The sequence below is a fragment of the Streptomyces sp. T12 genome (genome assembly GCF_028736035.1).
In the GTDB taxonomy this organism is placed as follows: Bacteria; Actinomycetota; Actinomycetes; order Streptomycetales; family Streptomycetaceae; genus Streptomyces.
Map to the genome: position 1 here is coordinate 2066569 of NZ_CP117866.1, position 19262 is coordinate 2085830.

The 19262-nt window shown below is 70.4% G+C and carries 20 protein-coding genes; 11 read left to right on the plus strand and 9 right to left on the minus strand.

The genetic code is table 11. From position 1 onward, the window contains the following. Positions 1-38 precede the first annotated feature (38 nt). Together PBV52_RS09120 and PBV52_RS09125 are read left to right on the plus strand one after the other, a co-directional pair. Positions 39-431 carry a YidH family protein gene (locus PBV52_RS09120; RefSeq protein ID WP_274237785.1) on the plus strand — a complete coding sequence of 131 codons (393 nt, stop codon included), beginning with the start codon at positions 39-41 and terminating at the stop codon, positions 429-431. Next, a complete protein-coding gene (locus PBV52_RS09125; RefSeq protein ID WP_274237786.1) occupies positions 428-757 on the plus strand; it encodes a DUF202 domain-containing protein in 330 nt (109 codons plus the stop codon). Before PBV52_RS09120 ends, PBV52_RS09125 begins: the two co-directional genes overlap by 4 nt. A 31-nt stretch (positions 758-788) precedes the next feature. On the opposite strand, the gene PBV52_RS09130 is transcribed toward PBV52_RS09125, so the two are convergent. Further along, positions 789-1766, minus strand: coding sequence for an NADP-dependent oxidoreductase (locus PBV52_RS09130; RefSeq protein ID WP_274237787.1), 978 nt, complete (start codon positions 1764-1766; stop codon positions 789-791). Positions 1767-1878: 112 nt separating this feature from the next. On the opposite strand from PBV52_RS09130, the gene PBV52_RS09135 reads away from it, so the two are divergent. The 3 genes from PBV52_RS09135 to PBV52_RS09145 all read left to right on the plus strand — a co-directional run bounded on the left by PBV52_RS09135 (position 1879) and on the right by PBV52_RS09145 (position 4584). Next, the gene (locus tag PBV52_RS09135) at positions 1879-2175 is read left to right on the plus strand and encodes a hypothetical protein (RefSeq protein ID WP_274237788.1); all 297 of its coding nucleotides are present in this window, start codon (positions 1879-1881) and stop codon (positions 2173-2175) included. A gap of 166 nt (positions 2176-2341) precedes the next feature. After that, positions 2342-3364 carry a phosphotransferase family protein gene (locus PBV52_RS09140; protein ID WP_274237789.1) on the plus strand — a complete coding sequence of 341 codons (1023 nt, stop codon included), beginning with the start codon at positions 2342-2344 and terminating at the stop codon, positions 3362-3364. Positions 3365-3369: 5 nt separating this feature from the next. Continuing rightward, complete coding sequence (locus PBV52_RS09145) at positions 3370-4584, plus strand: acyl-CoA dehydrogenase family protein (RefSeq protein WP_274237790.1); 1215 nt, start codon at positions 3370-3372, stop codon at positions 4582-4584. 98 nt (positions 4585-4682) lie between these two features. Here PBV52_RS09145 and PBV52_RS09150 read toward each other — a convergent pair whose 3' ends face one another. Genes PBV52_RS09150 through PBV52_RS09160 form a run of 3 tightly spaced genes read right to left on the minus strand, consistent with a single transcriptional unit; the run spans position 4683 to position 7753 of the window. After that, positions 4683-5276: a TetR/AcrR family transcriptional regulator gene (locus PBV52_RS09150; protein ID WP_274237791.1), complete on the minus strand. Its 594-nt coding sequence runs from the start codon at positions 5274-5276 to the stop codon at positions 4683-4685. Between the two features lie 39 nt (positions 5277-5315). Continuing rightward, positions 5316-6983: a class I adenylate-forming enzyme family protein gene (locus PBV52_RS09155; protein ID WP_274237792.1), complete on the minus strand. Its 1668-nt coding sequence runs from the start codon at positions 6981-6983 to the stop codon at positions 5316-5318. Beyond that, on the minus strand, positions 6980-7753 hold the full coding sequence (locus PBV52_RS09160) for an SDR family oxidoreductase (RefSeq protein ID WP_274237793.1): 774 nt from the start codon (positions 7751-7753) through the stop codon (positions 6980-6982). The genes PBV52_RS09155 and PBV52_RS09160 overlap by 4 nt, the downstream gene beginning before the upstream one ends. A 119-nt stretch (positions 7754-7872) precedes the next feature. On the opposite strand from PBV52_RS09160, the gene PBV52_RS09165 reads away from it, so the two are divergent. Next, positions 7873-9105 carry a DUF1343 domain-containing protein gene (locus PBV52_RS09165; RefSeq protein WP_274237794.1) on the plus strand — a complete coding sequence of 411 codons (1233 nt, stop codon included), beginning with the start codon at positions 7873-7875 and terminating at the stop codon, positions 9103-9105. 106 nt (positions 9106-9211) lie between these two features. Then, positions 9212-10540 carry a serine-threonine protein kinase gene (locus tag PBV52_RS09170; protein ID WP_274237795.1) on the plus strand — a complete coding sequence of 443 codons (1329 nt, stop codon included), beginning with the start codon at positions 9212-9214 and terminating at the stop codon, positions 10538-10540. 30 nt (positions 10541-10570) lie between these two features. Here the strand turns inward: PBV52_RS09170 and PBV52_RS09175 are convergent, their stop codons facing one another. After that, positions 10571-13369 carry a penicillin acylase family protein gene (locus PBV52_RS09175; protein ID WP_274237796.1) on the minus strand — a complete coding sequence of 933 codons (2799 nt, stop codon included), beginning with the start codon at positions 13367-13369 and terminating at the stop codon, positions 10571-10573. Between the two features lie 230 nt (positions 13370-13599). Here PBV52_RS09175 and PBV52_RS09180 point away from each other — a divergent pair, with 230 nt between their 5' ends. Both PBV52_RS09180 and PBV52_RS09185 read left to right on the plus strand, forming a co-directional pair. Next, positions 13600-14205, plus strand: coding sequence for a hypothetical protein (locus PBV52_RS09180; RefSeq protein ID WP_274237797.1), 606 nt, complete (start codon positions 13600-13602; stop codon positions 14203-14205). Between the two features lie 132 nt (positions 14206-14337). Then, a complete protein-coding gene (locus PBV52_RS09185) occupies positions 14338-15075 on the plus strand; it encodes a 3-keto-5-aminohexanoate cleavage protein (RefSeq protein ID WP_274237798.1) in 738 nt (245 codons plus the stop codon). Here PBV52_RS09185 and PBV52_RS09190 read toward each other — a convergent pair. Then, entirely contained in the window at positions 15021-15752 is a 732-nt protein-coding gene (locus PBV52_RS09190) for a hypothetical protein (protein ID WP_274237800.1), read from the minus strand. The genes PBV52_RS09185 and PBV52_RS09190 overlap by 55 nt on opposite strands. A gap of 152 nt (positions 15753-15904) precedes the next feature. On the opposite strand from PBV52_RS09190, the gene PBV52_RS09195 reads away from it, so the two are divergent. Further along, entirely contained in the window at positions 15905-16972 is a 1068-nt protein-coding gene (locus PBV52_RS09195) for an RNA ligase (ATP) (protein ID WP_274237801.1), read from the plus strand. A gap of 105 nt (positions 16973-17077) precedes the next feature. On the opposite strand, the gene soxR is transcribed toward PBV52_RS09195, so the two are convergent. Beyond that, complete coding sequence (soxR, locus tag PBV52_RS09200; RefSeq protein WP_274237802.1) at positions 17078-17599, minus strand: redox-sensitive transcriptional activator SoxR; 522 nt, start codon at positions 17597-17599, stop codon at positions 17078-17080. A gap of 129 nt (positions 17600-17728) precedes the next feature. Here soxR and PBV52_RS09205 point away from each other — a divergent pair, with 129 nt between their 5' ends. After that, a complete protein-coding gene (locus PBV52_RS09205) occupies positions 17729-18190 on the plus strand; it encodes a MaoC family dehydratase (RefSeq protein WP_274237803.1) in 462 nt (153 codons plus the stop codon). A gap of 26 nt (positions 18191-18216) precedes the next feature. On the opposite strand, the gene PBV52_RS09210 is transcribed toward PBV52_RS09205, so the two are convergent. Together PBV52_RS09210 and PBV52_RS09215 are read right to left on the minus strand one after the other, a co-directional pair. Continuing rightward, positions 18217-18840 (minus strand): TetR/AcrR family transcriptional regulator, encoded by a 624-nt coding sequence (locus tag PBV52_RS09210; RefSeq protein ID WP_274237804.1) that lies wholly within the window; start codon positions 18838-18840, stop codon positions 18217-18219. Between the two features lie 94 nt (positions 18841-18934). After that, complete coding sequence (locus PBV52_RS09215) at positions 18935-19222, minus strand: YiaA/YiaB family inner membrane protein (RefSeq protein ID WP_274237805.1); 288 nt, start codon at positions 19220-19222, stop codon at positions 18935-18937. Positions 19223-19262 lie beyond the last annotated feature (40 nt).

A 19262-nucleotide genomic window follows, 5' to 3' on the forward strand; every position in this document is an offset into this window, starting at 1 on the left:
CAACGCCCCCCGGCAGGCGCCCGGATAGGGTCGTGCATGTGATCGAGTTCGTACGAAACGTCCGGCTGTGGTTCGCGCCGCAGCAGATCCGGCAGGAGGGCGGCACCCCCGACTACCGCTTCTCGCTGGCGAACGAGCGCACCTTCCTGGCGTGGCTGCGTACCGCGCTCGCGCTCATCGGCGGCGGCTTCGCGGTGGACCAGTTCCTGCCGGACCTGCGCTGGGGCTGGCGCGTGGGGCTGGCGCTCGCACTGCTCGCGGCCGGCGTGCTGTGCTCGTTGCGCGCGGTCAACCACTGGGTGCGCTGCGAGCGGGCGATGCGCCGGGGCGAGGACCTGCCGGTGTCACGGTTCCCGGCGGTGCTGGGCGTCGTAGTCGCGGTCGTGGCCGTCGCGATGGTCGTCGTGGTGCTCGTGGGGTGGGAAGGGTGAGCGCCGGTGCGGTCGCGGAGCCGGTGCGGGATCCGGGGCTGCAGCCCGAGCGGACGCGCCTGGCGTGGCGTCGTACGACACTGGCCGGCACCGTGGCCGCCGTACTCGCCATGAAGACCGCGCTGCACGGCCGGGTCTCGGTGGTCGGCATCGTCGTCTGCGCCCTCTGTTTCGGCCTGTGGCTGGGCTTCCTGGCCCTCGCCCACCGCCGTATCCGCGTCCTGTCCTCGTCGGCCGAACCGGTGGCGCTCTCCCCTCGGCATGCCGCGGCCACGGCCCTGTTCACCGTGGCCCTGGCCGTGTGCGGCGCCGCCCTCGTCTTCTGAGCCGGCCACCTGTGGGCCGCACTGGACAGACCTAGTCCGCCGCCTGCCACAGCCCCTCCGGCGCCACCGCCTCCTCCGTCTCCCAGTCCACCGTCACCACGATCTTGCCGCGCGTACGGCCCTCCTCGTTGAGCCGGTGCGCGTCCGCCGCCCGCTCCAGCGGGAACGTCTGCGAGACATGCACGGACACCACCCCCTCCTCCGCCAGCTCGGACAGCCGCAGCAGGTCCTCGGCGTCGGGGCGGACGAAGTAGTAGCGGCCGCCGTAGTCGAAGACGTCCGGGTCGGCGATCGACACCAGGCGGCCCTCGGGGGCCAGGAGGTTGGCCGAGGCCTTCAGCGCCTCGCCGCCGACCGTGTCGAAGGCCGCGTCCACGCCTTCGGGCGCCAGCCCGCGCACCCGCTCGGTCAGCCCGTCGCCGTACTCGACCGGCTCGCCGCCGAGGCCGCGTACGAAGTCGTGGTTGTGCCCGCTCGCCGTACCGATGACCCGGGCACCCAGATGGCGGGCGAGCTGGACGGCGATGGAACCCACCCCGCCGGCCGCGGCGTGCACGAGGACGGTCTCGCCGCGCTTGACCTGGAGCACCTTGATCAGCACCTGATATGCCGTCAGCCCCACCAGGGGCAGCCCGGCGGCCTCCTCCCAGGTGAGGTTGCGGGGCTTGCGGGCGAGGGTGCGCAGCGGGGCCGCGACGTACTCGGCGAAGGTGCCGCGGGACAGGAGGTCCTCGCGCACATAGCCGATGACCTCGTCGCCGACGCCGAACTCCGTCACGGACACACCCGGTTGGACCACGACACCCGACACGTCCCACCCCGGGACCACCGGGAAGGCCGGCTCGAGCATCCGGTCCATATAGCCCTCGCGGCACTTCCAGTCGACCGGGTTGACGGCCGCCGCCCGCACCTTGACCAGCACCGAGTCGGGGCCGACCTTCGGGTCGCGCACCTCTCCGTATGCGAGCACCTCGGGGCCGCCATAGCGTGTGTAGCTGATGCCCTTCATGGCTTCGACCCTCTGCGGTCACAGGACGCCACGCAAGCCGAATAACCCGATATGCGCCGTTCGCGTGGCAGCCTGTCCGTCGTCACCACCTGCACCTCCGAAGGCGAGCACCATGACCACCCTGCACGTGGAACACCCCTCCCACACGCACAGCCACGGCGCCGACTGCGGGCACACCGCGGTACCGCACGGCGACCACACCGACTACGCGCACGACGGCCACCTCCACCGCGAGCACAGCGGCCACTGGGACGAGTGCGAGTCGGAAGGACACGTCGCGCACGAGGGCCACACCCATCAGCACGGCGCCGACTGCGGGCACGAGAGCGTCCTGCACGGCGACCACGTCGACTACGTCCACGACGGCCACCGGCACGCCGCCCACGCCGGCCATTGGGACGACCACTGAGCGCGGCCGTACTGGCCGAGAAGGCACCACGACAGCTCCCCGGCGCACCGCGCGGGGAGCTGTCGGCCTATCGTGGCCCCGATCACGTTCGACTTCCGCACTGGACTACATACCGACTGGTCGGCATCATGAGTCAGGTCCGGTTCACCTGCCTGAGGAGCGATGTATGAGCCCCGACCATCCGCCCGGTCTCGATCTCGACCGGCTGCGCGGCCTGCTCGAGCGCGAGCAGCCCGGTCTGGCGCAGGGTCCGCTGACCGGCCGGCTGATCGAGGGCGGACGATCGAACCTCACCTACCTGATGTCCGACGGCACGTCGAAGTGGGTCGTACGGCGTCCACCGCTCGGCCACGTTCTCGCCACCGCGCACGACATGAAGCGCGAGCACCGGGTCATCAGCGCGCTGCACCCGACGAACGTACCGGTGCCGCGGCCGGTGCTGCTGTGCGAGGACGAGGAGGTGCTCGGGGCGCCGTTCTACGTCATGGAGTTCGTCGAGGGCACCCCGTACCGCACCGCCGACGAGCTGGCCCCGCTCGGCCCGGAGCGCACCCGGGGCGCGGTGCTGTCGCTGGTGGACACGCTCGTCGAGCTGCACGCGGTGGATCCGGCGGAGGTGGGGCTCGCGGACTTCGGCCGCCCCGAGGGCTTCCTGGACCGGCAACTGCGCCGCTGGGGCAAGCAGTTGGACGCCTCCCGCAACCGCGACCTGGCCGGCATCGACGAGCTGCACGCGACCCTCGGACGGCGGCTGCCCACCTCCCCCGCCCCGGCCGTCGTGCACGGCGACTACCGGCTGGACAACGTCCTGATCGGTGAGGACGACCGGATCAAGGCGATCCTGGACTGGGAGATGTCCACGCTCGGCGATCCGCTGACCGACCTGGGCCTGCTGGTGATGTACAGCATCCCGCTGAGCATGGCGAACTCCCCGGTCTCCACGACCGCCGAGGCTCCCGGCCATCCCGCGCCCGCCGAACTGATCGAGCGGTACGCCGCGCGCTCGGGGCGCGACGTCTCCGCGGTCGCCTGGTACACGGCGTTCGCCTGGTTCAAGCTCGCCGTGATCCTGGAGGGCATCCACTACCGCTACACGCTGGGCCAGACGGTCGGCCGCGGCTTCGACCGCATCGGCGACCTGGTTCCCGTCTTCATCGAGCACGGTCTGAACACTCTTCAGGAAGGCTGACGCACATGGACTTCGCGTTCGACGCGCGTACCGAGGAACTGCGCGGCAAGCTGCTGGCCTTCATGGACGAGTACGTCTATCCGGCCGAGGCCGTGGCGGAGGAGCAGCGCGCACAGCTGGCCTCGCCGTGGGACACCCCGGCCGTGGTCGAGGAGCTCAAGGCCGAGGCGCGCAGGCAGGGGCTGTGGAACCTCTTCCTCCCCGACGCCGAGTACGGCGCCGGGCTGACCAACCTCCAGTACGCCCCGCTCGCCGAGATCACCGGCCGCTCCCCGCAGCTCGCGCCCACCGCGCTGAACTGCGCGGCGCCGGACACCGGGAACATGGAAGTGCTGTCGCAGTTCGGCGACGAGCAGCACAAGAAGCAGTGGCTGGAGCCGCTGCTGGCCGGGGAGATCCGCTCGGCGTTCGCGATGACCGAGCCGGAGGTGGCTTCCTCGGACGCCACCAACATCACCACGCACATCGAGCGGGACGGCGACGAGTACGTCATCACCGGGCGCAAGTGGTACATCTCCGGGGCGATGAACCCGGACTGCAGGATCTTCATCGTGATGGGCAAGACGGACCCGGACGGCGAGGACATCCGCCGCCAGCAGTCCATGGTCCTGGTGCCCCGCGACACCCCGGGCGTCACCGTCAAGCGCGCGATGCAGGTGTTCGGCTACGAGGACCACTACCACGGCGGCCACGCCGAGGTGATCTTCGACCACGCGCGTGTGCCGGTGTCCCACCTGATCGGCGAGGAGGGCGGGGGCTTCGCCATCGCCCAGGCGCGGCTCGGGCCCGGCCGTATCCACCACTGCATGCGGCTGATCGGCATGGCGGAGCGGGCGATCGAGCTGATGTGCCGCAGGGCCGTGTCCCGTACGGCCTTCGGCAAGGCGCTGGCCCAGCAGGGCGTGGTGCACAACTGGATCGCCGACGCGCGCGTGACGGTCGAGCAGCTGCGGCTGCTGGTGCTGAAGACGGCCTGGCTGATGGACACCGTCGGCAACCGGGGCGCCCACACGGAGATCCAGTCCATCAAGATCGCCACCCCGCGTGCGGTCGTCGACATCATCGACCGGGCGATCCAGCTGCACGGCGCGGGCGGTGTCAGCCAGGACTTCCCGCTGGCCGAGCTGTATGCGGGCGCGCGGACGCTGATGATCGCGGACGGTCCGGACGAGGTGCATCAGCGGTCGCTGGCGCGGCGGGAGTTGAAGAAGTACGTGTGACTCCGTGGGGCGGCCAGGGGTTTTTCGCCCCCGCCGCCCCTACCCGTCCCGTCCCAGGGGGCAGAGCCCCCTGGCGGGGGCGAGAAACTTCTCGGCCCTCAGGGACGCAGCGCCCGCAGCAGCAAGTCCGCCAAATGGTCCGCGACCTCCTGGGGGCTCATCGGGCCGTCCGGGCGGTACCAGGTCGACAGATGGTGGATGGACCCGAAGTGGTAGTCCACGACCAGGTCGGCGGGGGTCGCCTTCGAGAAGACGCCCGCCTTCTGGCCCTCCTCGACGAGCGCGCGGAAGCGTTCGTGGTAGCGCCGGCGCTCGGCGCGCACCTGCTTGTTCTTCTCCGGGCTCAGGTGGTGCATGGACCGCCAGAAGATCATCGCGTCGTCGAGGTTGTCGATGGTCGTCACCACGACGTCCGCCGCCGCGGCCCGCAGCCGCTGCTCCACCGGCTCGTCGGCCTGCGCGAAGGCGTCCAGGCGCTCCTGCTGGAGGCGCAGCACGCGCGCGTACACCTCGTGCAGGAGGTCGTCCTTGGAGCCGAAGTAGTGGTACAGCGCCCCCTTGGTGACGCCGGCCGCCTCGACGATCTCCTGCACCGAGGTGCGGTCGTAGCCCTGCTCTGCGAAGAGCCGGGTGGCGGCGGCGAGCAGCCGCTGCGGGACGGGCGTACCGTCACCGTCCGTCGTCCTGGCCACTGTGCCGCCACCTGCCTTTCCGAGATGTCTGGCTGTTGTCTAGCCGTCGTTGGCGCGGGAACGAAGTTCCCGACGGAGGATCTTCCCACTTGCCGTCTTGGGCAAGTCGGGCAGGATCTCCACCTGACGGGGATATTTGTAGGCGGCCAGTCTCTCCCTGCAGTACGCGGCGAGTGCGTCGGGGTCCGTTTCCGCACCCGGACGGAGGCTGATGTACGCCTTGACGGTCTCTCCGCGGTATCCGTCGGGCACCCCGACGACGGCCGCCTCGCGCACCGCCGGGTGGGTGTAGAGCACGTCCTCGACCTCGCGCGGCCAGACCTTGAAGCCGGACGCGTTGATCATGTCCTTCTTGCGGTCGACGACGTAGAGCCAGCCGTCGGCGTCCATGAAGCCGATGTCGCCGGTGCGCAGTTCGCCGTCCGGGAAGGTCTCGGCGGTGGCGTCGGGGCGCCGCCAGTAGCCGGGCACGACCTGCGGACCGCGTACGAGGATCTCGCCCTGCTCGCCGAACGGCACCTCCTCGCCCGCGTCGCCGACGATCCGTACGACCGTCTCGGGCCCCGGCAGGCCCACGGCGAGCGTCCCGGAGACCGGGTCGACGGGGGCCTCCCGGCCGGGCGGGACGGAGGCACAGGGGGCGGTGCACTCGGTGAGGCCGTAGCCGTTGCGGATGTACGGCCCCAGGCCGGCCCGGAACTTCTCCACCAGGGCGGGCGGCAGCGGGGCGCCGCCGGAGGAGATCATCCGGAAGGAGGCGAAGTGGTCGCGGGTGACCGCCGGGTGGGCGGCCAGCGCCATGAACGCGGTCGACGGGCCGACGGTGTAGTGGGGCGCGTGCTCGGCGAACGCGTCGAGCACGACACCCGCCTCGAAGCGGTAGGCCAGCACGAGCGTGCCCGCGCTGTCGAGACAGGCGCCGAGCTGGCAGACCATCCCGGTGATGTGGAACAGGGGCGCCATCGCGAAGTAGACGGGCGCCTCGGGCAGCTCCAGTCCGGTCCGCTGCCGCTCGGCGTTGTACATGATGTTGCCGTGCGTGTTGGTGGCGCCCTTGGGGGTGCCGCTGGTGCCCGAGGTGTAGCTGATCAGCGCGATGTCGGACGGGCCGAGGTCACGGCCCTGCGGCGCCTTGTGCCCGGCGCGTGCGACGACCGCCAGGTCCTCGGCGTCGTCGGCCTGCGGCAGCCGCTCGAAGGACAGCACGCGCGCGTCGTTGCGAGTCTGGAAATCCAACTCACAGCCGGTGAGTGCGATCCTCACCGGCGACCCGGCCGCCGTCTCACGCAGGTACGACTCCCAGGCCCGGTCGGAACAGATCAGTGCGGCCACCTCACCGTCCCGCAGGACGTGACCGACCTCCCCCGACTTGTACATCGGGTTGACGGGCACGACGATCGCGCCCGCCTTCCAGGCGCCCAGCAGCGCGAGCACGAAGTGCGGGGAGTTCTGCAGCAGGATCGCCACCCGGTCGCCGCGCTCCAGGCCGCGGGCGGCGAGGTGTCCGGCGACGGAGTCGCTGAGCTCGTCGACCTCGCGGTAGGTCAGGCGGCCGTCGAAGTAGGCGAGGAAAGTGCGCTCCGGGGTCTCGGCGACCACCCGGCGCAGGGCGTGCACGAGGGTGTCGGCCGGGTCGATCGGGGCGCGCTGGGCGTCGCTGAGCAGGGCCAGCCAGGGCTTGGCCGCGTAGGCGGAGGCGTCGGTCACCGGTTCGCCTCCCACTTCTGCTGGAGGTGGTTCATGCTGGTCAGCCAGCGGTCCGGTTCGGTGGCCCGCGCCTGGTAGAACCCGGCGACCTCGGGGTGCGGCAGGATCAGGAAACGGTCCTCCTCCATGCCCTTGAACAGGGCGTCCGCGACGTCGTCCGGCTCGATGGCCGTCGGGTGGAGCACCAGGTCGCCCGCGCTGCCGGTGGCGGCGAGCATGTCGGTGCGCACGCCCTGCGGGCAGATGGCGTGGACCTTGATCCCACGGTGGCGGTACGTCAGCGACAGATACTCGGCGAAGGCATAGGCGCCGTGCTTGGTGACGGCGTAGGGCGCGGCGCCGATCATGGTGAGCAGCCCGGCGGCGGAGACGGTGGACACGAAGCGCCCGCTGCCCCGCTCCAGCCACTCGGGGAGCAGCTCATGGGCCGCACGGACGTGGGCCATGACGTTGACGTCCCAGGACAGCTCCCACGACTTCGCATCGGCGAGGTCGGCCACGTCCGGCCCACCGAAGGCGACGCCGGCGTTGGCGCAGTAGACGTCGACCGCGCCGCCGAGCGCGTCCCGGGCATCGGCGACGATGGCGGAGGCATCACCGGGAACCGCGATGCCGCCGATCTCATCGGCGACCGCTTCGGCCTTCCCGGCATCCAGGTCATTGACAACGACCCGGGCTCCTTCGGCAGCGAACCGACGGGCCAGCGCGGCCCCGATACCGCCCCCCGCTCCGGTGACGACCACTCGGGCGTCCTGCACGGCTTCCACCATCGGTCTCCTTCGGCTGCGGCTCTCCTGCGGCGACCAGACTAACCGGTCGGTATGTAACAAGAAAGGGGTACTGCCACGCCCTCTCCCCACAACCTGCGGGAGCGCATACCTTGCACCTCATGCGCCTATCCAGACGAGCCCTACTCGCAGCGACAACGGCGGCAATCTCCCTCCCCACGGCCACACCGGCCCACTCGGCCGACCGCCGCAGGCAAACCGGCTTCGAGCGCCTCGTCGCCGGAGGCTACGCCGTCCTCGACGACCAGCGCGTCGGTATCGTGACGAACCCCACCGGCGTAACCCGCGACGTACGTCACATCGTCGACGTCATGCACGCCGACGACCGGGTGAACCTAGCGGCCGTCTTCGGCCCCGAACACGGCTTCCGCGGCACCGCCCAGGCCGGCGGCTCCGAGGGCCGCTACGACGACCCGGCAACCGGCCTCCCGGTCTACGACACGTACCTGAAGAGCGGCCGCCCCCTCGCCGACATCTTCACCGCGTCCGGCGTGGACACGATCGTCTTCGACATCCAGGACGTGGGCGCCCGCTTCTACACGTACATCTGGACGCTCTACGACTGCATGGAGGCGGCCCAACTCGCGGGCAAACGCTTCGTCGTACTCGACCGCCCGAACCCCGTGACCGGTCGCTCGGCCCAAGGCCCCGTCCTCCACGAGGAGTTCGCCACCTTCGTCGGCCGCCGGCCCATCTCCCAGGCGCACGGCATGACGGTCGCCGAGCTGGCGCGCCTGTTCAACGGGGAGTTCCTCACCACCCCGGTCCCCCTGGAGACCGTACGGATGACGGGCTGGAAACGGTCCGAGTTCTACGACGCCTGGGGCCTGCCGTGGGTGCCGCCGAGCCCGAACATGCCGACCCCGGACACCGCGCTGGTGTACTCGGGGACCTGCCTCTTCGAAGGCACGAACCTGTCGGAGGGGCGCGGCACCACCCGCCCGTTCGAACTGCTGGGCGCGGAAGGCATCGACGGACGCTGGGCGGCCTCCGTGAGCGAACTCGACCTGCCCGGCGTGCACTTCAGGGAGGCCTACTTCGCGCCCACGTTCTCGAAGTTCCAGGGCAAGACCATCGGCGGCGTACAGATCCATGTGCACGACCGGGCCGCGTACGACCCCGTCCGCACCGGGATCGCCCTGCTCGTGACCGCCAAGAAGGCCTGGAGCGGCTTCGGCTGGCGCCCCGACAACTGGATCGACAAGCTCACCGGCTCCGCCCAGGTGCGCACGATGATCGACGCGGGCGCGAGCGCCGACGAGGTGGTGGCGGGCTGGCAGCAGGAGCTGGCGGCGTTCCGGCGGGTCCGCAGGGAGTACCTGCTGTACAAATGAGCGCCCCCATTGTGTGCCCCGGATGAGTGACGACGTATGGCCATTTGCGCCCGGTAGCAGGACGATGCGCCCGTATCGCACCACTACGGGGGACAGGGGGCCTGTGATGGCGAATCCGGCAGTGAGCGTGACTCCCTACTGGGAGCTGACCTTCGACGCGGACGGGGACCCGGACGCCGGCAAGCGGGACCGGGTGCTGGCCGGGGTGGCGCAGCACCACGTCCGTGATCTGATCGTCTTCGCGCACGGCTGGAACACCGACCGCTCGGGGGCGACCCGGCTCTACGACCGCTTCTTCGCGCCGATCCCGCAGCTCGCTCCGGCGGCGAAGATCGGGTACGTGGGCGTGGTCTGGCCGTCGATGCGGTTCTCGGACGAGCCGATCCCGGACTTTCCGCGGGCCGTGGCGGCCGAGATGCCCCGCCGCCCGGCGCTCGACAAGGACACGCGGCACGCGCTGCTGGAGACGTTCCCGGGGCGGGCGACGGTGATCGACCAGATCGCGCGGATGCTGGACCAGCAGCCGCGCGAGGAAGCCGAGTTGGAGGAGTTCGGGCGGCTGGTGCGGATGCTGGTGGACATCGTGCCGCCGGGGCCGCAGGCGCTGTTCGCGGCGGACACCCTGGCGGAGGGGGTGCCGCAGAGCTCGCCGGACATGTTCTCGGCGTCCACGGCTGCCGTGTGCGAGGAGTTCGCGCAGGCGCTGACGCATCTCGAAGCGCCGAACGGAACGCCGGACGGTGCGGCCACCTTCTCGTTGCCGAACCCCTGGGAGGGTGCGCACGAACTGCTGCGGCAGGCGACGTACTACGCCATGAAGCGGCGCGCGGGGACGGTCGGTGAGCGTGGGCTCGGCCGGGTGGTCGGGCAGCTGGCCGCGCGCTCGCCCGAGGTGCGGGTGCATCTGGTCGGGCACAGCTTCGGCGCGCGGCTGGTGTCGTTCGCTCTGCGAGGGCTGCCGAAGGGCGTGCGCACGGTGAAGTCCGTGACACTGCTCCAAGGCGCCTTCTCGCACTACGCGTTCGCGTCCCGGCTGCCGCACGACGCGCGGGCGGGCGGGGTGCTGGAGGGCCAGCACAACCGTATCGACGGACCGCTGGTGTGCTGCTACTCGCGGCACGACGCGGCCCTGTCCACGATGTATCCGCTGGCCTCCCGCATGGCGCGGGACGCGCGAGGCATCGCGGCTGTGGACATCGGCCGGATGCTGGGTGCCAAGTGGGGTGCGATGGGGCACGACGGGGTGCAGGCGGTGCCGGGGACACGGTCGCTCAGGCTGCCCGACGTGCTGAGGGCAGAGCTGCCCGCTTCGGGGTGCGTGAACATCGACGCGGCGGCGGTCGTCCAACGTGGCGGACCGCCGGCGGGAGCGCACAGCGACATCGTGCACCGGGAGTTGGCGCAAGTGGTGCTGGCGGCGGGCCGCATCCGCTGACCCGCCGCCGCTCATACGTCACCTCACACGTCACCGATGTGACGTGAACTCCACCACCTGCTGATAGGTCGGCCGGTTCTGCCAGCTGATCTTGGAGTGCTTGATGCCGCCCAGTGTCCGCTGGACGATCGAGTCGGCACACCACTGGTCGCCCGCCGAGCACTGGTCGTCGCCGGGGTAGACCTGGGCCGCGGTCTTGCCGGCGGCCTCCTTCAGGGTGCTGATCAGGATGTCCCGGCAGGCGCTGAGGCTGCCGCCGCCGCAGTACTTCCGGTCGAGCGGACCCTGCACCGACTCACCCAGCACGGCCCGGATGTCCTTGTCGACGTAGCTCCACCAGCCGTACTGGAAGGAGCTTCCGGCGTGCGAGCCGGTCGGGCCGTGTGCGGCGGACGGGGACTCGTCGATGGGCAGGTTGTTCGTCATCGCGCCGTACAGCTCGCTCCCGAGGCCCGGTTCGAACTCGGCCTTGACCAGCAGCGGCCACCACGCGTCCAGGATGCGGATCGCGTCGGCGTCGGCGTACGTCTTCGAGCCGGCCGACGTCTCGGTGCGCTTGGCGCCCGCCGAGATCCACGCCTGGAGCTTGCTCACGGCCGCCGCGGCCGTGGAGTCGGTCACCGTGGAGCTGCCCACAACCTTGAGCAGGTCCGGCAGCACGTCCTCGGCCCGCAGGTCGGCCAGGCCCGCGTCAGCCATCGCCTTCACCAGCGAGGACCGGGTCACGCCGCCCGCGGCGACCAGCTTCTTCACCCGGTTCTCCAGCAGGTTGCCGCGGTGGACCGAGCCGTCGCCCCAGGGAGCGGTCGTGTAGTCCTTGGCCTGCTTGTTGTTCCAGGAGATGTAGTAGTCCTGGTCGATGGAGTTGGGGTGGGCCGACGGCGGGGTGTACTGCGCCGTGTTCGTCGTCGGGTCCCAGCCCCGCCACTCGTACGCCGACTGCGCCCACACCGGGAACTCCGCGTCGACGCCGGTCGCCCGGACCGGGTTGTCGCCGCTGTTGTAGTAGGCGGTGTGCGCGGAGTCGGCGTAGAACCAGTTGAAGGTGTAGTTGATGTGCTGCACCGCCTTCTGGAAGTCCTCCGGGCCCTTGACGTAGTCCGGGTCGTTCAGCATCTGGAAGCCGATGATCGAGTCGGCCTCGTGCAGGTAGGACGAGCGCAGGGTGGTGTAGGCGACCTTCTTGCCGCCGACGGTCGCGCGGTGTGTGACGGGACCGTACTTCGTGCGCCAGACCCGCATCGTGTACGAGCCCTCGGCGGTCCCGTCGGCGGTCGTCGGCTTCCAGGCGTTCTTCTGCTCGACCTTCTCCATCGCGGTGCAGGTGCCGCGGTACAGGTAGTGGTAGTCGTCCTGGCACAGCTCGACTGCGTAGGTGTCGATGATGTCCTGGCCGGAGGTCGTGGCACTCCACGAGTAGTCCTGGCCGCGTCCGAGCTCGACGTACATGCTCAGGCCGGCGAAGGAGGCGCCGCGGGCGCTGATGCCGGGGCCCTGGATCTCCTGGAGCAGGAGCAGCTGGGGTGCGAAGTAGCCGGTCTGCGGGCCGAAGACGGCGACCGGGTGGCCGCTCGCGGTGTGTTCGCCGCTCACCACGAGGGCGTTGGACATGCCGCGCTTGGCCGAGGTCATGGCGGTCTCGGCCGCTGTGGTGGAGGCGGTGGTCGCGGCGGAGCCGGCCGCGCTGCCCGTACGGTCGTAGACCAGCTGTTCCTCGGTCACCGAGTCGGCGTCGGGCAGGGCCTCGCCCTGCGGGTCGGCGGGCTTGGTGGCGTACGGGAAGCTCTTGTCGTGGACGGTGACGACCGCTTCCGGGTCGTTGCGCTCGCGGAACGACTCCCACAGCTTCGTGCCCTCGGCCACGCCGTACTTCTCCTGGGCGGCCAGCAGGGACACGGCGTTGTTGACCTCGCCGCCGCCTCCGGAGCCGAACAGGGCGCCGATCACGGACGCCAGGGCGACCAGGTCGGTGGGCTTGAAGTGCTCGATCGTGCCGGCGTTGGTGACCGAGTCCTTGTGACCGGTCAGGACGTACTCGCCGGGGAAGTAGCGGCCGCTGTCGGAGGCGTCGATGTAGGAGTTGATGCCGGCGACGTAGGCGTTGACGTCGGCGAGGGCCTGCTCGCCCCGGGCGCCGGCCGCGGCGACGGCGTTGTCGATCTGTGCCTGCAGATCTGCCTCGGTGTACGGCGCGTGGCGGTAGAACTCCTGCTCAAGGCCCTGGTTGGACGCCGCGCCGCCGGCGAACGAGGTCAACTGACCGCGTCCGACGTGCCGGAAGACGTCCATCAGCCACAGCCGGTCCTGGGCGGCCGCATAGCCGGCACCGAACTCCGTGCCGTATCTGGTGGTACCGGTGATGTGCGGCACACCCGTCTTCTTGTCACGGACGATCGTCACGTCACTGCGCCCGGCGGGACTCACGGTGGAGGCCACTTGATCGGACGGGACGCCGAACGAGGCGTCGTTGAAGAAGTTGTTGATCGTCGCGTTGGTCAGACCGGAGTAGCCCTTGGCCAGGTTGGCGTAGGGGCCCAGCTGGTCCGCGGCGTGTTCGGGCTGGGTGCCGAAGGCCTGGTTGAGCAGGATCTGGGCGAGGGTGGCGTTGCCGTTCTGGCCGGGTGGCAGGATGTCGGAGCACTGGTTCCCGCAGTAGTCGTTCGCGGCCGTGGCCTCGGCCGCCGCGGCATCGGGCGCGGTCGCGGCTTGGGAAAGTGGCGACAAAAGACCGGCAATCAGGGCGCATATGGATGCCGTCTTCAGGAACCCGGGGAACCTGCCGGGAGTTCTCAGTCTGTCGAGGGCGTTGCGTGGGGTACGCCGTGGCATGGCAGCTCCTACCGACGAGGGTGGGCCGGATGTTACCGGCGGTATCCCCGGGATTGAAGATGAACATGCGTCACTTTTTGAAGTCACCAGGGCGCGCTATGGAGGTCATCGGAAATCGAATGGAGCCAAATCGCTTGTCGATACGTCTATTCGTCAACGTCGCGCGAAGTCCGTGCGACAACGCCGAAGTGACCGAAGTACAGGTGCAGATGTGACGGAGGTGCAGGGCGATGGCCGGTTTCCGGAGTCTGGCGAGACAGGTGCGAGACCCACGGTGCGATCTGGCGCTGCGGCGCTACTCGCTGCGTAAGTGCCTTGAGCGGTTCGCCCCTTATGGGCACCGGGCGACCTGGGACCACTTGTGCTCCCGGGCAGGGTTCGGTCCGGAGGACCGGTCCCCCGATCCGGCGCGGCTCGTGGCCGCGTTGGACGAGCTGGAGGAAGCGCGTTCGGTCTGGCTGGCCTACGAGGTCGACTTCGCCGAGCGACGCAAAAGGGAAAAGCACGACGGACTGCGCAGGCCGGGCACCGTGGACGACTGGCACCGGCTGACCTGGGGCGGTTTCGGAGTCGCCTGGTGCGACAACCCCCGGGTCCACCCGCATGAACCACTGGCCGAGGTGCTGCGCCGACTGATCTCCGCGCTGGAGCGCGAACCGGGCTCGGAGTGCCCGGTGTGTGGCGGTGAGCGGCTGATCTGGCAGTACGACCTGGCCCATGAACCGTCGTCGGGGCCCGTCTGCACGGACTGCGGAATCGTGGTGCCGCGTCCGGTTCTCACGCCCGAAGCGCTGTCGGCGTCGCGGCGCGAACGGCGGCTGCTGATGTCCGCCTAGTACGACGGGGGTGCGCTGGGGATGCCGCACCCCCTATTTGGCGCCGTAAGTTCGCTGCCTCGCCTTCTCACTCCCGTTGCCGGTGCCTTGTCAACCGCCCCCGTTGTCAGTGGCGGCTGGCACCATCGAGCCATGATCCAGGTGTGTCTGAACGGGCCCCGAGGGGCGGGCGACGGTGCGGTGGTGCCTCTCTCACCGGAGGCACTGGCCGACTCCGCGGCCGAGGCCGTCGCGGCGGGGGCCACGGACATCCATGTCCACCCCAAGACTCCCTGCGGACAGGACAGCCTGTCGCCGCGCGTGCTCGCTCCGACGCTGGAGGCGATACGGGCCCGGGTGCCGGTGCCGGTCGGCGTGACGACGGGCGCGTGGGCGGAACCGGATGCGGCGGACCGGGTGGCGCGGATCCGGAGCTGGACGGTGCTCCCGGTGCTCCCCGACCACGCCTCGGTCAACTGGCATGAGCCGGGCGCCGAGGAGGTGGCGGCGGCGCTGCTGGAGCGGGGCGTGGGCGTGGAGGCGGGCATCTGGTCGGGCACGGACGGGGCGGCGCGGTTCGCGGTCTCGCCGCTCGGGCCGAAGGTGCTGCGGGTGCTGGCCGAGGTGAGGGACACCTCGGCAAAGACGGCCGAGGAGTCCGCGCATGCGCTGCTGACCGACCTGGGCGCGGCGTTCGGCCGTCCGGTGCTGCTGCACGGGGAGGACGCAGGGGCGTGGCCGGTGCTGCGACTGGCGGGGCGGCTGGGGCTGGCGACGCGCATCGGCCTGGAGGACACGCTGGTCCTGCCGGACGGGGAACGGGCCGGGTCCAACGCTCAGTTGGTGGCGGAGGGTTTGTACCAGTACGGGTGGGCCCAGCGGTCGTCGTAGGGCAGGGCGAGGAGTTCGGCCTCCGTCGCGAGGCCGGGCTCGCCTTGGGCGCGGAGGCGGGCGGGAGCGTTGCGAGCGAACCAGGACTGCAACTCCGCGACGGCCCCCTCCTTGCCCTCGTCGAACCCGCAGGTGAGCGGCAGGTCATCGGCGAGGAGGTCGGCCATCCACCGGCGTGCGCAGGACACGAGGTGTGTGTCGGCGACGGGATGCCGGATCCAGTCGGCAAGGAAGGGGGTCACGGTCCCGGCGATCGAGGAACAGGAGTCGAATACGTCGGTGACCGGATGCGGCGGCTCGGGGGACGCGAGGGCATCCCGCCACCAGGCGGTCAGGAACGCCTGGATGGCGTCGGACTGCTCCGTCGGCCAGGAGTGCCAGTCCACGCGGGTCAGCCCGTGCCCCCACCACGCCACGTCCATGCTGCCGTCCGCCATCGCCCGCGCCGTCTGCGGCAGCAGGCGCCGCATCACGGCGGCGTGGTCCTCGAAGTGATCGGGGACCTTGAAGACGAACCTGCGGACCAGGTCGGCGGGCACACGCGTGTACGGCGTGCGCAGATACGCCGTCTCCTGCGGATCGAAGCACCGCTCGCAGCCGATCTCCGTAGGGCTGGCGAACCCGTTGAAGACCGTGTCGATGTCCGCGAGAGCGGCGTCAAGGGCAGGTGAGGGCATGGAGGTCGACCCCGTCAGGACTCCGTGCGCGGCGGCGTGCCGCCGGCCGAAGATCGCGACGATACCAGCCGCTAATCGGCTCGCTCCAGCCCTTTCCCGTCCGGACAGTTGGGAGCGATGAAACACACCTGAGGACGACCGAGGAGTCCCCGATGTCGACGCTGCGCGTCACCGCCGAAGTGCTGACCGTCCACGAACACCCCAACGCCGACGCCCTGGAGCTGGCCCAGGTGGGTCTGTACCGGGCCGTCGTCGCCAAGGGCGCGTACCGCACCGGTGAGGCCGCCGTGTACATCCCCGAGCAGTCCGTGCTGCCGGCCGAACTGATCGAGGAACTGGGGCTGACCGGGCGGCTGGCGGGGAGCGGGGCCGACCGGGTCAAGGCGGTGCGGCTGCGCGGTGAGCTGTCGCAGGGGATCGTGTGCCGGCCGAAGGTGCTGGCCGACGTCGATCTGGCGCGGGCGGCTGCGGAGGGGACCGACTTCGCGGAGCTGCTCGGGGTCACCAAGTGGGTGCCGCCGATCCCGCCGACGATGTCCGGTGAGGTGGAGTCGGCGCCGGATCTGCTGCCCTGGGTCGACATCGAGAACATCCAGCGGTATCCGGACATCTTCGTGCCGGGTGAGCCCGTGATCCTGACCGAGAAACTGCACGGATCGGCGTGCCTGCTGACGTATGTCGCCGACGAGGACCGGGTGTACGTCTCCTCCAAGGGCTTCGGGGCGAAGTCGCTGGCGCTGAAGGAGGAGTCGCGGAATCTGTACTGGCGGGCGATGCGGGGGCACGGCGTCGCCGAGGCGGCGGCTCGGCTGGCCGCGCGACTGGGTGCCCGCCGGGTGGGCATCTTCGGCGAGGTGTACGGCGCGGGCGTGCAGGACCTGACATATGGCGCCGACGGTCGACGGGAGACCTTGGGGTACGCCGTGTTCGATGTGTCCGCTGAGATCGACGGTCGGGTGCGGTGGCTGGACGCCGCGGAGGTACTGGAGGGGGAACTGCCCCTGGTACCACGGCTGTTCGAGGGACCGTTCGACATCGAGCGGGTACTGGAGGTTGCCACGGGGCGCGAGACCGTCTCGGGGCGGGAGCTGCATCTGCGGGAGGGCGTGGTGATACGACCGGTTGTCGAGCGGCACAGCACGGTGACCGGGGGGCGGGCGATCGCGAAGGCGGTGAGCCCGGCGTATCTGACGCGGAAGGGCGGGACCGAGTACGAGTGACTCAGGGCCGTCGCCCGACTGCCGACGACGCTGCAGCACGCCAGGGGCGCGGGACTGGATCGATATGCGGCTCCGCCGCGTGGGCGCCCCTGGCCACCCAGCGTGTCAGCAGCGGTCCCCGGCCTCCTGCTCCCGCTTCCCGCCCGTACCCGGTGCCGCCTTCTGCCGACCCCCCGGCTCCGCCAGCAGACGGGACCCCGTGAGCCGTTCGCCGAAGACGTCGTCCGGGTTGGAGAGGACGCACGTGTCCAGGGAGAGGCAGCCGCAGCCGATGCAGTCGGTCAAGTGGTCGCGGAGGCGGTTCAGTTGCTTGATGCGCTCCTCCAGCTCCGAGCGCCAGGCCTCCGACAATCGCGCCCAGTCCTCATGGGTGGGCGTGCGTTCCTCGGGGAGTTCGGCGAGGGCGTCGCGGATCGTGGCCAGGGGGATGCCGACGCGCTGCGCGGCCCGGACGAAGGCGACCCGGCGCAGGGTGTCACGGGTGTAGCGTCGCTGGTTGCCGGAGGTGCGGCGGCTGCTGATCAGGCCCTTGGACTCATAGAAGTGCAGGGCGGAGACGGCGGCGCCGCTCCGGGCGGCGAGCTGGCCGACCGTGAGCTCGTGGATCTTCTCGGGGATCTGGGGCACGCCTCAAACCTACCTATCGCGTCACAGCCCGGTTCCGTTGACAGAGGCTTCACGGCCTAGCATGCTAAGCAGTCGCTTAGGCATTGGTCATCCGAGACATCCGAGACAGACGACGCGAGAGGCCTGGACATGGCAGAGCCGAGGATCTTCACCTCCGCCGACGACCTGAAGGCGGCGGTGGGCGAGCAGCTGGGGTACACGGACTGGCTGGAGGTCGACCAGAAGCGGATCGATCTCTTCGCGGAGGCCACCGGTGACCACCAGTGGATCCACGTCGATCCGGAGAAGGCCGCCGCCGGGCCCTTCGGGACCACCATCGCCCACGGGTATCTCACCCTCTCGCTGCTTCCGCTCTTCGGACCCCAGCTCATCAAGGTCGAAGGCGTGAAGATGGGCGTCAACTACGGGACGAACAAGGTCCGTTTCCCCGCCCCGGTGCCGGTCGGCTCGCGGCTGCGTGCCACCGCCACGATCACCGGCGTGGACGACGTGGCGGGCGGCGTCCAGGTCACCATCGCGTTCAGCGTGGAGCGCGAGGGCGGGGACAAGCCCGTATGCGTCGCCGAGTCCGTCTCGCGGTACTACCTGTAGCCGAGCGGCGCAAGGAGCCGGGAGGCCTACTTCGCTCCCACCATCCGCAGCACGAGGTCGGCGTACAGCGCGCCGACCTCGTCGGGCGTCCAGGGGCCGTCGACGCTGAACCAGCGGGCCACGTCGATGCACAGGGAGAGCACGGCGAGGGTCGTGCCCTTCACGTCCAGCACGTCGAACTCGCCGGCCGCCACACCGTCCTCGATGATCCCGCGCACCTCGGCGTCACACTGCCGGCGCAGCGCGAGGATCTCGGCGCGGGCATCCGGGCCGAGCGAGTCCAGCTCGTACTGCACGACCCGGGCAGTCGTGCGCCCGCCGGCGTGCCAGCGGACGAAGGAGCTCACCGCGTCGGCGAGCCGCTCGGCCGCCGTGCCCTCGCGGCGGGAAGCCGTACGCAGGATCTCGAGCGCCTTCTCGTGGCCGATCCTGCTGATGCGGTGGAGCAGCTCTTCCTTGGTCTTGTAGTGGATGTAGAGCGCGGCGGGGCTCATCCCGGCGCGGCCCGCGATGTCACGGGTCGTCGTGGCGTGGTAGCCGCGCTCGGCGAAGGCCTCCACGGCAGCGATCAGCAGCCGCCTGGCCGCGTCGGGCGTAACCTCACCCCACGCCGACGTGTCGCCGCCGGCCGTCTCCTCCGCCGTACTCATCGCTCACTCGCCCCTCTCGATGACAGAACCCCCACCATACCGCTGAAGCTGAGCGGGCGCTTAGTGTGCCCGCTCAGCGGCGTACGGGTCCGGCTCAGATCTTCTCGAACGGGTCGTGCTCGGCGAGCAGCTTCTCCAGTCGCGCCTGGTCGACCCGGCTGACGATCTGCCCGGCCTCCTGGCGGTCCCGGATGACCTTGGCCAGCGTGAAGGCGGAGGTGACCAGGTAGAGCACGGCGATCGCGAGGAAGCCTCGCACCCATGCGTCGGCGTTCAGCCGGAAGATTCCGATGGCGGTGGCCGCCATCGCGACGGCAAAGGAGGCGACCGCCTGGCCGTAGAAGGCGGCCGTGCTCTGCTGCTTGACCGGTGTGTCACTCATGCGGCCAAGCTTCGGCGGACGCGGCGCCGGCCACATCCGC

What these genes read in the sequence shown, in the direction of transcription:
- PBV52_RS09170 (WP_274237795.1), top strand. Translation starts at nt 9,212, where the DNA reads ATGGCGAATCCGGCAGTGAGCGTGACTCCCTACTGGGAGCTGACCTTC.
- PBV52_RS09185 (WP_274237798.1), top strand. Translation starts at nt 14,338, where the DNA reads ATGATCCAGGTGTGTCTGAACGGGCCCCGAGGGGCGGGCGACGGTGCG.
- PBV52_RS09165 (WP_274237794.1), top strand. Translation starts at nt 7,873, where the DNA reads ATGCGCCTATCCAGACGAGCCCTACTCGCAGCGACAACGGCGGCAATC.
- PBV52_RS09210 (WP_274237804.1), bottom strand. Translation starts at nt 18,840, where the DNA reads ATGAGTACGGCGGAGGAGACGGCCGGCGGCGACACGTCGGCGTGGGGT.
- PBV52_RS09140 (WP_274237789.1), top strand. Translation starts at nt 2,342, where the DNA reads ATGAGCCCCGACCATCCGCCCGGTCTCGATCTCGACCGGCTGCGCGGC.
- PBV52_RS09130 (WP_274237787.1), bottom strand. Translation starts at nt 1,766, where the DNA reads ATGAAGGGCATCAGCTACACACGCTATGGCGGCCCCGAGGTGCTCGCA.
- PBV52_RS09160 (WP_274237793.1), bottom strand. Translation starts at nt 7,753, where the DNA reads ATGGTGGAAGCCGTGCAGGACGCCCGAGTGGTCGTCACCGGAGCGGGG.
- PBV52_RS09215 (WP_274237805.1), bottom strand. Translation starts at nt 19,222, where the DNA reads ATGAGTGACACACCGGTCAAGCAGCAGAGCACGGCCGCCTTCTACGGC.
- PBV52_RS09205 (WP_274237803.1), top strand. Translation starts at nt 17,729, where the DNA reads ATGGCAGAGCCGAGGATCTTCACCTCCGCCGACGACCTGAAGGCGGCG.
- PBV52_RS09190 (WP_274237800.1), bottom strand. Translation starts at nt 15,752, where the DNA reads ATGCCCTCACCTGCCCTTGACGCCGCTCTCGCGGACATCGACACGGTC.
- PBV52_RS09135 (WP_274237788.1), top strand. Translation starts at nt 1,879, where the DNA reads ATGACCACCCTGCACGTGGAACACCCCTCCCACACGCACAGCCACGGC.
- PBV52_RS09145 (WP_274237790.1), top strand. Translation starts at nt 3,370, where the DNA reads ATGGACTTCGCGTTCGACGCGCGTACCGAGGAACTGCGCGGCAAGCTG.
- PBV52_RS09175 (WP_274237796.1), bottom strand. Translation starts at nt 13,369, where the DNA reads ATGCCACGGCGTACCCCACGCAACGCCCTCGACAGACTGAGAACTCCC.
- PBV52_RS09180 (WP_274237797.1), top strand. Translation starts at nt 13,600, where the DNA reads ATGGCCGGTTTCCGGAGTCTGGCGAGACAGGTGCGAGACCCACGGTGC.
- PBV52_RS09195 (WP_274237801.1), top strand. Translation starts at nt 15,905, where the DNA reads ATGTCGACGCTGCGCGTCACCGCCGAAGTGCTGACCGTCCACGAACAC.